This window comes from Shewanella abyssi (genome assembly GCF_023284025.1).
GTDB lineage: Bacteria > Pseudomonadota > Gammaproteobacteria > Enterobacterales > Shewanellaceae > Shewanella > Shewanella abyssi.
This window is the reverse complement of sequence record NZ_JAKIKR010000046.1, coordinates 1-13265: the sequence shown is the minus strand read 5'-3', so window position 1 is coordinate 13265 and position 13265 is coordinate 1. Positions and strand designations below refer to the sequence as shown.

The window sequence follows — 13265 nt, the reverse complement described above, 5'->3', positions numbered from 1 at the left end:
TTTTTTTGGAGATACACATGGCTCAACATTTTGATTATATCTGTCTTGGCGCTGGTAGCGGCGGAATTGCATCGGCTAACAGAGCAGCCATGCGTGGTGCAAAAGTGTTACTTATTGAAGCAAAAGCGCTTGGAGGAACCTGCGTAAATGTAGGTTGCGTACCTAAGAAAGTGATGTGGTACGGCGCTCAAGTCGCTGAAGCCATGCATCTGTATGCTAAAGATTATGGTTTTGATGTCACCGTCAATAATTTCGACTGGAGCACACTTGTGGCCAGCCGTGAAGCTTATATTGACCGTATTCATGGCTCTTACGACCGAGGCCTAGAAAGCAATGGCGTGACACTAGTCCGTGGCTATGGTCGCTTTGTCGACAACCGCACCATTGAAGTTGATGGCGAGCAGTACACTGCCGACAATATTCTTATCGCCACTGGTGGCGCGCCGACCATCCCTAACATTCCAGGTGCAGAGTATGGCATCGACTCTGACGGCTTCTTCGCCCTAAAAGCACAACCAAAACGCGTTGCGGTTATTGGCGCCGGTTATATCGCGGTTGAATTGGCGGGCGTGCTGCACTCTTTAGGCAGTGAAACTCACCTGTTTGTCCGTAAGCATGCACCGCTGAGAAGCTTTGACCCAATGCTAAGCGAAGCATTAATGGAGTCTATGGCGACTGACGGTCCAACATTGCACACTCAAAGCACTCCTGAATCGGTCATCAAAAATACTGACGGCAGCCTGACCTTAACAATTGAAAATGGCGAGAGCTATGAGGTTGATTGCCTAATTTGGGCCATTGGTCGTCACCCATCAACGGGTAGCATCGGTCTTGAAAACACCAAAGTTGAGCTTGATGCAAAAGGCTACGTGATCACCGATGATCAACAGAACACTACCGATAAGGGTATTTACTGTGTCGGCGACATCATGGCCGGTGGTGTTGAGCTAACACCCGTCGCAGTTAAGGCGGGTCGCCTGTTATCAGAGCGTCTATTTAACGGTATGAGCGACGCTAGAATGGATTATGATTGCATTCCAACCGTGGTCTTTAGCCACCCCGCTATCGGCACTATGGGGCTTTCTGAGCCTGAAGCTAATGCTAAATATGGTGAAGACAATGTCACCGTGTACACTTCAGGTTTTACCTCTATGTACACCGCTGTTACTGCGCACCGTCAAGCGTGTAAGATGAAGCTTGTCTGCGCTGGCGACAACCAAAAAGTGGTCGGTATCCACGGCATTGGCTATGGCATGGATGAAATTTTACAAGGCTTTGGCGTGGCGATGAAGATGGGCGCCACTAAAGCAGACTTTGATTCAGTAGTGGCTATTCACCCTACTGGTGCGGAAGAGTTCGTTACCCTACGCTAGTCTAGACACTAGTCATCTGCGTTTCGATCTTAGGAAATAACGGCTAGATCTGGCTATAGCACCTATAGCCAGATTTTGTTTTAAAGGGCATTGCATAGCCAAACTACTCTTATCAGCAGTGGCCTAGGAGGAACCTTAAATTTCATAGTTAGGGAATAAAACCATAAGATATTATTGCAGGCATTTGTAAACCACAGCGACGACTTTTGTCACCTCACCTTCATCAACATGTATCCATACGATATGAGTACCACCAATCTCTTCCCCGTATTTCATCGCTTGGTTTTTGGCATCACGCAATGCAAACTCGTTTGTTCCCCGACCTCGAGCCATAGCAAAACTATCACAATGGGTCACTTCAAAATCATAAGCTTCATTAATCCGGTAGTACAACTGCTGTTCGTTTACAGCATGTTTACCCCCAAAAAAAGTACAACCCGTTAAAAGGCAACATATACAAACTACTATGATCTTAAACACTAAATAAAACCTTGTGGGTACGCTACTGCGGAAAAGGCACAACAACTAAGTATCTCTAATGATGTCGGTTATTACACATCCTGTTAATGATGTTCATTCTCTGTGAAAACAAAGTAATCTACAGTCAAGCAATGTAAATGATTGAAAGTTTATCGCGACATTGAGTAGAAATGAGACATAACCGTGGTCTCTTTGCGGATGAATCACCATTTTTAAATTAAGCTGCCAATATTGGGTCAATTTTATTGAAGGTAATAGTCAGTAGTATTTAATTTATCTAAAGGTAATCTAACGCTATAATCAGCAGCTCATTTACCGCTAAATAGCATCGCGCACTGACATGACAAGACTGCCACAAGACCGTAAACAAACAGCACTTTTCATCATCATTGCCTTGCTCTGTTTACTGCCAGTTATCTCATCGCCAATCGCGCTAATGCTTGGGTTTACCCTCGCGAGTATTGGCTGGGTGCCCAGTCAAATCCCATTAGCCAAGTTAACTAAAAAGCTGCTGGCCTACTCTATCGTTGGCCTAGGTTTCGGTATTCATCTAGATACCGCAATCGCGGTTAGCTTGGAAAATTTCCCCTTAATTATCGGCTCTATCATTGTCACCTTGCTGCTTGGTTTTACCTTGACCCGTGCACTTAAGTTTGATGCTAAAACGGGTCACCTAATCGCTGCTGGTACCGCCATTTGTGGCGGTAGCGCTATTGCCGCTGTGGCGCCAGCCATTAGAGCCAATAGCGAACAAGCGGCAGTGGCGCTGGCGACGGTGTTTATGCTTAACTCTGTGGCTTTATTTCTATTCCCTGCGATAGGCCATGGGCTGTCAATGTCTCAACATGACTTTGGCGTATGGAGCGCGATAGCGATCCATGATACCTCTTCGGTTGTGGGCGCTGCATCTGCTTATGGCAGTGAAGCGCTGACCACCGCCACCACGATTAAGTTAGCCAGAGCATTATGGATCGTTCCCGTGGCGCTAATAAGCTCGATGCTTTTTAGCGGTGATAAGAAAAAAATTACCATCCCCTATTTTATTGGTTTCTATTGCTTAACGATCTCAATAGCTTATTGGCTCCCTCAGGGAGAACCCTTTTATGAGGTAGCATTTGAGGCGTCGAAGCGCTTGTTGGTGGTGTGCTTGTTCTTAATTGGTGCGGGGATCACTGTGAAGAAGATGAAGGCCACAGGTCCTAAACCACTGATTCTTGGTTTACTACTATGGCTTGCTATTGGCATAAGTTCGTTAGGCTATATTCTCTATTAACTCCTATGACTTAAGCCTTAAGAGATTAGTCTTGCATAGGATTTTTGTGACGAAATACAATCCACAGCAAGCCGCTAAAGGCACCGAGATCGATAAGTGCTCTCGTCAATCCAGACGTCAGGAGTGAGGCACTAATAAAGACTAGGCAACACAGTAAAATTAACCCTTTATTCATACTAACTCCCCCAATAAGCGATCGATTTGAATCGCAATTATTGGGGAGGAATGTGATTTCTGCCAATATTCTTTATTACTAATTAATAGCCTTTTCAGCTAAGGCTATATCTTTTACTTATAATGGCAATGGAATTCAGCATCTGCTCATCCAGTGAGGATAGTTAAGTCATCCCTTAGTAAAAAGGGCTTGGATCTATCTCTAAGCTACTCGGCGAGATCCCTTTTTCGATATTCAGATCAGATTTAAGCAGATCAACTATAGTCACTCCAGTGTAGAGCTTATGTTTATTGGAATAAAAACACTTCACCTTTGGATGCAGCGCATCGCGGTTTTTAGACTCCCACACAATACCGACTCGGCCATCGGATAACTCTACCAATGAGCCAACGGGGTAAACCCCAACACAACGAATAAACTCGTATACCAGTGCCTGATCTAAATGGCATGGCGTTAGGCTCAGTAAGATTTTAAAGGCTGCAGCAGGACTCATCGCCTCTTTATAGCAGCGGGTGGCCGTTAACGCATCGAAGATATCGACTATGCAGCTTATACGACCATGAATAGGGATCTCGTCGCCCTTAAGTCCACGTGGGTAACCTTTACCGTCCAGTTTTTCGTGGTGCATTAAGCTGATATCGATACTCACCTGCGATAGGCCTGCGGTGTTGTTCATTATCTCAATAGCATAGGTTTGATGTAATTTAACATGCTCAAACTCTTCTGCTGTTAACTTACCAGGCTTGTTTAGAATCGCACTATCGACTTTTATTTTGCCGATATCATGCAAAATACCGCCAACGGCGAGATCCCGCAGCATGTCAGTATCAAATTTGAGATATCGACCAAAGGTGATTAGCAAAAATGCCACGTTGATGGAATGTTCTAGCAGGTAAGCATCTTTTGAGCGCAGCGCCGATACACATTTTAACGCGTCGGCATCAAGCAGTACCGATTCAATCATATTGTCGGCAAGCGCTTCAAAAGGCTCGACCTCTACGGCTTTGCCCTCGAAGGTTTCAGATAGCACTTTTTGGATGAGATCTTTTGCCTCAACCATTAATTCTTTTGCTTTATGTTGAGTGGCAACACGGTTCGTGCTGACTCTTTTGGCTACAGGTTTAGCTATTTTGGTAGGCTTTACATTGGGTCGATTTAGACCACAATCAGCCGATGAGCGCTCAGCATTAACCCACGCATGAGTCGTGCCGCAGTGAAGCAATTTGGCAATAGCTTCCTTGCTGCGGATCTGACCTGCGCTGGCAATACTCACTCGTCCTTTGGTGTTGTCGATAGACTCGACAAACATACCCACGCCTAATTTAGCGACCGGTATTTTAATTAGGTCTTTTGACTCACTTGAATCACCCATTATCTCTTTCGTCCCCGGATGATATAACGTTCAAAGCGGCAACATAAAAATACCGTATTATCTACTCGACTATTAGTTTTATGTTACTGAATATGCACTCAGCTCACTATTTTTATTCTCGGTAGAGGCGGACATTCTATTCCGAGCGCTGACAAATCGCCATAGCTAAGGCCAACTAAAATACTCGGTTATTACAAGATAATGATGAAAGTAGAACACAAGCACTTAACAGCGTATATATCAAACAGTGAAATGAAAAATATTATGTCTTACCAATGCGGCGTTTTTTGTAGCAATCGAACCCCTCCGGGCGCCAACGACGATAAAGGCAGTTGTAGCACGACCGTAAATGGTCATCGACCTGCTCATCCTCATCGTCTTCCAAAAAGAAGCTGCATTGCTCTGCAGCCTCATGTGAGGCGAGGTACGCTTCAGTGCCAAAGTTAAATTGCCACACGCCATCAATATAGGTAAACCATTTTTCCATGCTCATCCCTAATATGCTTTAAGGGTTTGTTTCGATGCATTCCCCCATCCATTTCCGCGCTGGGTGACTAACAAAGCAAACATATGCTGACGATAAACAGCTTTGACTTTGCCACTCAGCAATACGCGCTCATCCATCGACAACACATCACCACTGTCACTCAGCACTGCTTGCAGCGAGCTCATCGATAGAATATCTGCAACACTCAACTCCAATTCGCTAGAACCATCACCATAATCCTCGAACTCCAGCTGCCCTTTTACCCGTCCGTCTTGACCACTTAAACGCAGACCGAGTCCCGCTAACGCCCCAATAACGCCTTGCCCTGTGCCGCCATGCTCCGTTAAATCAATGGCTAATTCAGCTGCTAGCTCATAAGCTTGCCGTTTAGTTTTAACCGCCTCTTTTGCTGACTGACCAAAAGCAATCAGGGCGTTAATGTCATACACCGATGTCATATCTAAAATCGCCAGCCCCGGATCGGCAGCCTCTGCCGACTCACTCAATAAGTGCCCCACACATATTTGCTTGATTGTTGCAAAATCAACATGGGTTTCAAACCGAAAGCACATGGCACTGTTATGCGATGTGTAGGGAATATCAGGATGAACAAAGAGTTGATGTCGAGTGACCAAACATGGGTCGTTGTATTCCTCGGTTTTCTGGTGTTCCAGTACCAATAAGCTTACTATCTCTTGCGCTATCTCACCCGTACCTTTAGTACCAATATCGTCTGTGTCATCGATGCAGATCAGCCAACTTTTCATTTATGCTCCTAAGATGTAATCATATTTCAATGGCTTTTCGTTACTTGTAGTTTTTGTGGTGGTCTCGCAATAAGTCATGTGACTGCAACCGCCTGAGTACGGTGGGGACAATGAGTGCTGCGCCGACGGCAAACACTCCTCCTTGGACAAAGTTAAGCGCAAATTTAGTTAATGCAATTTGCTGCGTCATACCTGCGAGCATATTTTCAACCCAACCTTTGCTCGCCCAAGCAAGACAACCGACTAACGCCACTATCACGCATTGCCAGCGCAGCTTGAACACACCTGCAATCATCAATAGGGCAAGATCCATTGCAATCGCCGGCAGGCCGAACTTAAGCAGGATAAGCGGGCCGCCTTTGCCGACACTGAGCATCATGGCGACGATACCGGCAAGCAATCCACAAGCTGTGATACAACCCACTCGGCCGACAGCGCCATAGCAAAGTAAGTAAAAAAAGGTCATCAAAAACATTGAGTGACCGCTTAGCCCTAGCTTGAGCCGTAACATGCTTTTTAACACCACCAGTAAAGTGGCGCAAAATCCGATAAATAGTGCATCTTGCAATTCGAAATGAGGTTTCATTTATGGTCTCTTGTTGATGGCCAATGTGTTGCTTTAGCAGCGTCGCCGAAATGGCGCAGCTTGGCCGAGATAGCCATCTGCTTGGAAAGCTTCAATAACTGGATCAGCAGTGGAAATAGCACACAGTAAATAAATTCTGGCCAATTCTTTGGATTACGCAGCGCTTTAGGGGTGATCCTTGCGCCGCGCATACATTGGATCTGGTAGATCTCTTGCAACTCTCGTGACATAAAAGGCAACAAGCTGAGTGACGCTGCAATGACAAATGCCCATTGATGCGGTAAGCCCCAACTTAATACCTCGCCAAGCCGCTCAGGACGTTGAGTACTCGAAAGCCACCAACCCGGTAACATTGCCAACAACACTCTAAGCACCACTATGGCGCCTTCTAGTAGTTGGCTCTCGCCATGGAACAGAGAGTAAAGCCCCATGGTGGTGACAAACTGCACTGCCGCTAAGCGAAGTAACACAGCTATCTTTTTCTTAAGCAGCAATCCATGAGCAATCAAGCCAGCATTAATTGTCACCAATACCCACAGCACACTGCTCGGCAGTAGAAATGCTGCGCTAGAGAGCAATATGCTCAATAACAAAGCCAGTGCACAAGCGTGGGTTTCACTTACAACGCCCCCTAAACGATGCCATTTTCCAGCGACAAACCCTCTTCGAGGCTTAACTCGCATCGACCAGCACCATTGACTGCGACTTATCCTGTAAGAATCCCGCTTCGATATGCCAGACGCGATCCACATCATCCAATGGCACTTCTCGGTGACTGGTCAGCAAGATGGCACTGCCTTGGTGACGTAACTGCAGTAGCAGTTGCCACACTTTCTCGCAATGCACACTATCTAGCCCAGCAAAAGGGTCATCAAGCAGCAACACTTTAGGCTTTAAGCACGCCAACGAAGCCAGGGCGATAATATGTTGTTGTCCGTAGCTCAATTTGTGTGGCGATGCTGCCGCTAAATGCGTTAACCCAAGCTCAGTTAACATACGCTCGGCGCGAGCAAGCGGCAGCTGGAATCGGCGTAAGCTAAATTGCATTTCGCTCAACACCGTCTGTTCAAACAATTGCCGACTGGGTCTTTGCAGTAACAGACAGACATTTGCCCCGTATATCCCCAGCTTAGGGCGTTTGCCAAGTACCGATAATGGCAGTTGGCCGATATCAGCTTGGATCCCTGCAAGGGCCTTTAATAAACTACTTTTCCCGCTGCCGTTATCCCCGACGAGGGCGACCATCTCCCCCCCACTAATAGTTAAGGTGTTGGCGCAGCGGAACAAGATGTCTCGGCGAGCAAATTGAAAACGATGTGGCGCAATACGGACTCTCTCTTCTGCAGCGGTCCCTATTTCAATCGTGTCTGCAATATTGAGTTTGTGCCCATGGGGCACTGATGGCAAATACAGACCAGCCAGCAATTTGCCCCTATCTAACTGCCACAGGTGAGAAACCAGCTTGCCAAAAGCTTGCGGTTTATGCTCCACCATCACGATTGCAACACCATCGCTAAGTAAGTTTTTAAGCACAAAATACAGCTCTTGCACGCCGTGGTTATCTAACTGAGTCCAGGGTTCGTCGAGCAGCAGTAAATTGGGCTCAAACACTAGCTGCGCCGCCAACATCAAGCGGTATTTTTGCCCCAGAGACAACATCTCAACAGGGGTGTCGATGCTGATATACAAACCTACCCGTCTGAGCGATTGCTGCACTTTTTCTAGCATTTGTGCCGAGGGAGTGCCGAGATTCTCCAGCGCAAAAGCGATCTCAGCCCCCACACTTTGGCGCAACAGCTGCACATTTGGGTCTTGCATAACCAAGCCCACCATCAGTGCAGGGTGCCGAATCATCTCACCGTCAAGGGGTCTCGATAATTCCCCCGCAATAAGGTGCAACAAGCTGGATTTACCGCAACCCGTTGCGCCACTGATGCAGTGGCACTCTCCATGATTGACTGACAAGTGGAGGTCATCCAAGATCGCCACTTGCTGAGTGTCATAGCCAAATTGGATCCCTTTCAGCTCGATTAGATTCATCTATATGCTCCCGCTGCTTAGATCTGCCAATTAACGCCGATAAACACTTGGCGACCGGCCTGGGGTAGAGATTCACTTTGATAGTAATTTTCATCGAGCAGATTGGTGGCTCTAAGGTAAAGCTCAAGCTGGTCATCGAGCAAGGGTTGCACAAGGTTAATATCAACTAAGGTGTAATCCCCTAGTGATTGCTCAACTAACACTTTTTCGCCCGCCACTTTTTGTTGCGCGTAGTAGATCTGGTCCATGATGCGTTCGGCATTAAGATTTATCCGCATTGCAAAAGGCAGTTGATATTGCGCTTGAAAACGAAGCTGATGACGTGGTCGATGCTCTAGGGTCTGCATCGAATCGCTTGCTGATTTATCTTCGGTATCTAAAAAGCTATAAGAGAAGGTCATCGAGAGATCATCAACACTATTATTCTGCAGTTGCAGATCGACCCCCTTAAAATTGTAATCGCCCATATTTTGATAAACGCTGGTTAGATCTTTCGCAATATAGTCCTCAGCATCGGTATAGTAGCCGGCAATATTGAGCTCTGTTGAGTAGCCAATATCTTGCAGCAGACCTAACTCCAAGTGCTGTGACACTTCAGCTTGTAGATCGGCATTGCCAGAGGATTGTGCATAGAGATTGCGCATAGAGGGGAAGCGAACCTTGCGAGCGATCCCCATATTGATACGAGTATGCTCTAGTGCTTGCCAATAGCCTGATAACTGACCCGAGTAATCAGTTTCAGTTTCCGTGAGTCGGTCCTGGTCATGAAAAGCGCCCCCCACTGTGACGCCGTAATTGTCACCTTGGTATTGATACTCTAACGCGGCAGTGTATAACCAAGCAGAATCTTCGAAGCTATCGCTACTGTCACCGCTTCCACCGCCGTTACCTCCTCCATTACCACCGCCATTTCCGCCGCCACTCTTGTTCTTATCCTTGCTACTGCTGGTTATGGCGCGGGATTGCCAACTCTGTTTTTCAGCAATGATTGCCGTGGTCAAAATACCCGCTTGGTCAAAATTGGAGATAAACTGTAGGTTTCCCCCCTCTACGGTAGAGCGGCCATCTTGCTGGGCTTTTATCACTTGGTAGCTATCATCTTTGTACTGGATTTCTAAAACATCACTCTGATTGTGATAAGCAAAACCACGCAGGGTGAACATTGAATTGAATTTATGCGCTAGCCCCAATTGGAATGTTTTAGCTTGATAGTCATCAACCCGTTCGAATTTTGCAGTGCCAGAGCCGCTACCATCTCGGCTCGGTTTACCCCATTCCCCTTGACGAAAACTCATATTTGCCATCAATTGAGTATTTTCACTTAGAAGATAGCTGCCCTGGGCATAAAAGTTGTCTAAGGTTTTATCGGCATTCTCTCGCACATCGCCTTGCTGATACTCAGTATCGTCGTAATCACTCGACATCGGCCAGCCGTCGGTTTGCTGTCGGCTGTAGTTAATCAATCCTTGCCAGTTATCACCGCTGCCTGCTGCGCTGATATCACCGTTAAAGGTATGATCTTGCGCCGCTTCTAAGCGCCCAGATAAACGAGGAGCATCTTCGCCCTGCTTGGTAATGATGTTAATCACACCACCAGCTCCGCCTGGGCCATAGAGTACTGATGTTGGTCCAACAGAAACTTCGACAGAGCCAATCTGACTTGCGGGAATTAAGCTTGGGTCAAACTGACCATCTTCAGCACCATTCGCTGGCACACCGTTAATTAGGTAGATAACATGTCGCGCCTTAAAACCACGAACATCGACACGCGGAGTGCCCTGGCCGCCAACACGAACATATAGCCCCGGCACATTTTTTAGCAACTGATCTAGGCTCTGAGCGCCAGAAGCCTTGATTTCGTCTTCATTAAGGCGCCAATGAGTTGTTGCGGCTTCTGTTACTGCTGCTTTCTCTCCATGAACCACAATAACTTCGGTCACATTCAAAATAGGGTCCCGCTCCATGTCATCGGCTTGCACTTGATAGCTCAAACTCAGTGCCAGCGCAATCGAAGACATTTTTAGGGTTTTATTGTTGTTTCTCATTGGTTTTCATCATCCTAACGACATTGTTAGCGCCTATTGTCAGAAAGTGCACCGCTGCGCACAAGCTAAAGAAGGACGAATAACGACCTAGATCGACTTATTCGAACAAATGGAAAGGAGCAGCAATAGCCAACGCGACATTTTGACCACCAGAAATCATATGACAGACAAAAAGGCGCACTAGATCCCATAAAATGAACAAGCTGAGATCTTTATCTCACCAGTCAAGGGATATGCAGAGTGCAAAACTAAAGCATGATGATTAAATAGTCAGTGATAGCTCACAGCAGAAGAGCAACCGACTTGACACTCTACCCACTGGATATTACTTTGTGTAAAGATTCTTATTATCAATTTGAAACTGGGTTAATTAAAAAGTAGAGGTCCACTCCTCAAAACTTTCCATAACTACCCATACGAAATGCTATTTGGAGTATTTATTGGCCGCCCCCTTGCTGTCTCACGCGATTACGTCTTTAACTGACAAGCTCACATCCTATACTCTTCAACCACACAGCGACCCTATCATTCAGCTGTCGGTGACGATTTCTGCGATCCCTGTTATTGCTTGGCTAGCAGCACAATCGACTTGTCCTAAAGTCTATTGGAAAGGACGTGACACTGAAGAGGAAGTCGCCGCCATTGGCAGCTGTAAGGATTTCTTTTTCGGTGATGATGTTGACGATCTGGAAATGTCTGTTGAGTACCAAAAACAACGCGCACTCACTAACAATCAAGACGTACGTTATTACGGTGGCGTTGCTTTTGACCGAAAAAATGAAAGTTGGCCAGAGTTTGGCAAGGCGCGCTTCATCCTGCCTCGCATAGAATTACGCCGCAGTGGTAGTGAGTATAAGCTACTAGTCAATCTTAACTTTACAGAGAATAGCCTCGAAGAAGAGATTGCTATTGCAGTGCAAGCTATTGCAGCGTTGGATAAGCCTAAGCCACTGACACCACCCAATAAAGTGGCGTTAATGGGTCGCAGCGATAAGCCTGATCGTTATCGCTGGAACGAACTCGTTAATCAAGTTACCCATCCAAATTTTATTGAAGACACCCCAAAGGTGGTGCTATCGCGTCAAACTCAACTTGAGATTAATGAGCCGATTGATCCATGGATGCTACTGGCGTGCTGGCAGGGAAGAAACCCCACTAGTTTTCAATTTGGTTTTCAATTTACCCCTGAAAGTGCCTTTATTTCTTGTACGCCTGAGCGCCTGTATCGACGTAGACAGCGAGAGCTGTTTACCGAAGCACTTGCTGGTACCACGGTAAGAGGCATAAATGAAGAGCAAGACAAGGCACTCGCACAAGAGTTGCTCGACGACACTAAAAACAGCCATGAAAATCAGTTAGTTAGACAGCAGATTGTCGATGTACTCGGCCCACTAAGCCATTATGTTGGGGCTGAAGAACTACCGACTATATTTAAGTTAAGCCATATTCAACACCTGCACCGCTCGATTAGAGCCGAATTGAAAGCGGGTGTTGATGACTTTCAACTAATCCAAGCACTACATCCGACCCCAGCTGTAGGCGGACTACCAAAAGAACCTGCAATGAACTTTATTCGTCAACAAGAGGGTTATGTTAGAGGTTGGTATGCCGGTGCTTGTGGTTACTTTAATAAGTATGAAAGTGAGTTTGCAGTGGCTATCCGTAGTGCCCTAATTGAGCCTGGACGCATCAACTTATTTGCCGGTGCGGGTATTGTTGCCGGATCAGAACCAGATGAAGAATGGACTGAGCTTGAAAACAAGCTGACCACCATTTTATCAATATTGACTGAGTTATAGCCCCTACTAAACTAAAATTCAAATAGTTAGCAACGAGTGTGGCGGGAAATTAGCCGCTATACGACTTTTCTGCTTGCTCTGTCAAAATTCTTCTCTATAATTTGCCGCCCCGATTATGGGTTAACTAACCAAAAATTGTAAAATTATAGCGCTTATCGCTATTGCGGGTTCCCTCACCCCGCCCGATTAATTAAAAAAGGCCACAAGATGTTGATGTTATCTCCGACGCAGGTTCGCCGCGCGTTACTGCTTTTAGCCGTTTTTCATATTGTTATTATTTGCGCCAGTAATTACTTGGTGCAATTACCCTTTCAGATCTTCGAACTGCATACCACATGGGGCGCTTTTAGCTTTCCATTTGTTTACCTTGCAACCGATCTCACCGTCAGGATTTTTGGTCAACAGGCCGCGAGAAAGATAATCTTTCTCGCCATGTTACCTGCGCTAATTATCTCTTACTTAATGGGGGTGGTGTTCCATCAAGGGAGCTTTCAAGGTGCTGCCGCCTTACTAGAGTTCAACAGTTTTGTATTTCGTATCGCCTTTGCAAGCTTTGCCGCCTACCTCATCGGTCAGCTTATGGATATCTTTGTATTTTCCAAGTTAAGACAAACACAATCTTGGTGGGTTGCCCCGTCAGCCTCAACCATTATAGGCAACCTTGTTGATACGATTGTATTTTTCTCTCTGGCATTTTACGCCTCAACCGATAGCTTTATGGCAGCCAACTGGCCAGAGATTGCGACGGTTGATTATGGCTTTAAATTAATCGTTAGCCTCGGTCTATTTTTACCGGCTTATGGCCTACTGCTAAAAGTGCTACAGGATAAGATTTTACAAGAGACTGGTCGCAAAACCTTGGTATAAC

At 46.2% G+C, this 13265-nt stretch carries 13 protein-coding genes; 4 read left to right on the top strand and 9 right to left on the bottom strand.

What is annotated here, in order from left to right:
- The first annotated feature begins 17 nt into the window (after window positions 1-17).
- Window positions 18-1373, top strand: coding sequence for a glutathione-disulfide reductase (gene gorA, locus L2755_RS16970; RefSeq protein WP_248981863.1), 1356 nt, complete (start codon window positions 18-20; stop codon window positions 1371-1373).
- Between the two features lie 171 nt (window positions 1374-1544).
- Here the strand turns inward: gorA and L2755_RS16965 are convergent, their stop codons facing one another.
- Entirely contained in the window at window positions 1545-1853 is a 309-nt protein-coding gene (locus L2755_RS16965) for a hypothetical protein (RefSeq protein WP_248981862.1), read from the bottom strand.
- A gap of 340 nt (window positions 1854-2193) precedes the next feature.
- On the opposite strand from L2755_RS16965, the gene L2755_RS16960 reads away from it, so the two are divergent.
- Entirely contained in the window at window positions 2194-3126 is a 933-nt protein-coding gene (locus L2755_RS16960; protein WP_248981861.1) for a YeiH family protein, read from the top strand.
- A gap of 25 nt (window positions 3127-3151) precedes the next feature.
- On the opposite strand, the gene L2755_RS16955 is transcribed toward L2755_RS16960, so the two are convergent.
- The 8 genes from L2755_RS16955 to L2755_RS16920 all read right to left on the bottom strand — a co-directional run bounded on the left by L2755_RS16955 (window position 3152) and on the right by L2755_RS16920 (window position 10598).
- Window positions 3152-3301 (bottom strand): hypothetical protein, encoded by a 150-nt coding sequence (locus L2755_RS16955; protein ID WP_248981860.1) that lies wholly within the window; start codon window positions 3299-3301, stop codon window positions 3152-3154.
- 175 nt (window positions 3302-3476) lie between these two features.
- Window positions 3477-4673, bottom strand: a complete 1197-nt coding sequence (locus L2755_RS16950) for a cyclic di-GMP phosphodiesterase (protein WP_248981859.1) — start codon at window positions 4671-4673, stop codon at window positions 3477-3479.
- 262 nt (window positions 4674-4935) lie between these two features.
- Entirely contained in the window at window positions 4936-5160 is a 225-nt protein-coding gene (locus tag L2755_RS16945) for a hypothetical protein (RefSeq protein WP_248981858.1), read from the bottom strand.
- Between the two features lie 8 nt (window positions 5161-5168).
- On the bottom strand, window positions 5169-5927 hold the full coding sequence (locus tag L2755_RS16940) for a DNA-binding protein (RefSeq protein ID WP_248981857.1): 759 nt from the start codon (window positions 5925-5927) through the stop codon (window positions 5169-5171).
- Window positions 5928-5967: 40 nt separating this feature from the next.
- Window positions 5968-6513 carry a core component of ECF transporter gene (locus tag L2755_RS16935; RefSeq protein ID WP_248981856.1) on the bottom strand — a complete coding sequence of 182 codons (546 nt, stop codon included), beginning with the start codon at window positions 6511-6513 and terminating at the stop codon, window positions 5968-5970.
- Window positions 6510-7196, bottom strand: coding sequence for an energy-coupling factor transporter transmembrane component T (locus L2755_RS16930; protein WP_248981855.1), 687 nt, complete (start codon window positions 7194-7196; stop codon window positions 6510-6512). Before L2755_RS16930 ends, L2755_RS16935 begins: the two co-directional genes overlap by 4 nt.
- Window positions 7186-8553 (bottom strand): ATP-binding cassette domain-containing protein, encoded by a 1368-nt coding sequence (locus L2755_RS16925; protein WP_248981854.1) that lies wholly within the window; start codon window positions 8551-8553, stop codon window positions 7186-7188. Before L2755_RS16925 ends, L2755_RS16930 begins: the two co-directional genes overlap by 11 nt.
- 17 nt (window positions 8554-8570) lie before the next feature.
- Window positions 8571-10598, bottom strand: a complete 2028-nt coding sequence (locus tag L2755_RS16920) for a TonB-dependent receptor plug domain-containing protein (RefSeq protein ID WP_248981853.1) — start codon at window positions 10596-10598, stop codon at window positions 8571-8573.
- A 440-nt stretch (window positions 10599-11038) separates the two neighbouring features.
- Between L2755_RS16920 and L2755_RS16915 the strand changes: the two genes are divergently transcribed.
- Together L2755_RS16915 and L2755_RS16910 are read left to right on the top strand one after the other, a co-directional pair.
- On the top strand, window positions 11039-12397 hold the full coding sequence (locus L2755_RS16915; RefSeq protein ID WP_428847809.1) for an isochorismate synthase: 1359 nt from the start codon (window positions 11039-11041) through the stop codon (window positions 12395-12397).
- Between the two features lie 207 nt (window positions 12398-12604).
- A complete protein-coding gene (locus tag L2755_RS16910; protein WP_248981852.1) occupies window positions 12605-13264 on the top strand; it encodes a 7-cyano-7-deazaguanine/7-aminomethyl-7-deazaguanine transporter in 660 nt (219 codons plus the stop codon).
- Window position 13265: the final 1 nt, after the last annotated feature.

Excerpts from the sequence above, each read along its gene's own strand:
- gorA (WP_248981863.1), top strand. The coding sequence starts at position 18 with ATGGCTCAACATTTTGATTATATCTGTCTTGGCGCTGGTAGCGGCGGA.
- L2755_RS16960 (WP_248981861.1), top strand. The coding sequence starts at position 2,194 with ATGACAAGACTGCCACAAGACCGTAAACAAACAGCACTTTTCATCATC.
- L2755_RS16955 (WP_248981860.1), bottom strand. The coding sequence starts at position 3,301 with ATGAATAAAGGGTTAATTTTACTGTGTTGCCTAGTCTTTATTAGTGCC.
- L2755_RS16950 (WP_248981859.1), bottom strand. The coding sequence starts at position 4,673 with ATGGGTGATTCAAGTGAGTCAAAAGACCTAATTAAAATACCGGTCGCT.
- L2755_RS16945 (WP_248981858.1), bottom strand. The coding sequence starts at position 5,160 with ATGGAAAAATGGTTTACCTATATTGATGGCGTGTGGCAATTTAACTTT.
- L2755_RS16940 (WP_248981857.1), bottom strand. The coding sequence starts at position 5,927 with ATGAAAAGTTGGCTGATCTGCATCGATGACACAGACGATATTGGTACT.
- L2755_RS16935 (WP_248981856.1), bottom strand. The coding sequence starts at position 6,513 with ATGAAACCTCATTTCGAATTGCAAGATGCACTATTTATCGGATTTTGC.
- L2755_RS16930 (WP_248981855.1), bottom strand. The coding sequence starts at position 7,196 with ATGCGAGTTAAGCCTCGAAGAGGGTTTGTCGCTGGAAAATGGCATCGT.
- L2755_RS16925 (WP_248981854.1), bottom strand. The coding sequence starts at position 8,553 with ATGAATCTAATCGAGCTGAAAGGGATCCAATTTGGCTATGACACTCAG.
- L2755_RS16920 (WP_248981853.1), bottom strand. The coding sequence starts at position 10,598 with ATGAGAAACAACAATAAAACCCTAAAAATGTCTTCGATTGCGCTGGCA.
- L2755_RS16910 (WP_248981852.1), top strand. The coding sequence starts at position 12,605 with ATGTTGATGTTATCTCCGACGCAGGTTCGCCGCGCGTTACTGCTTTTA.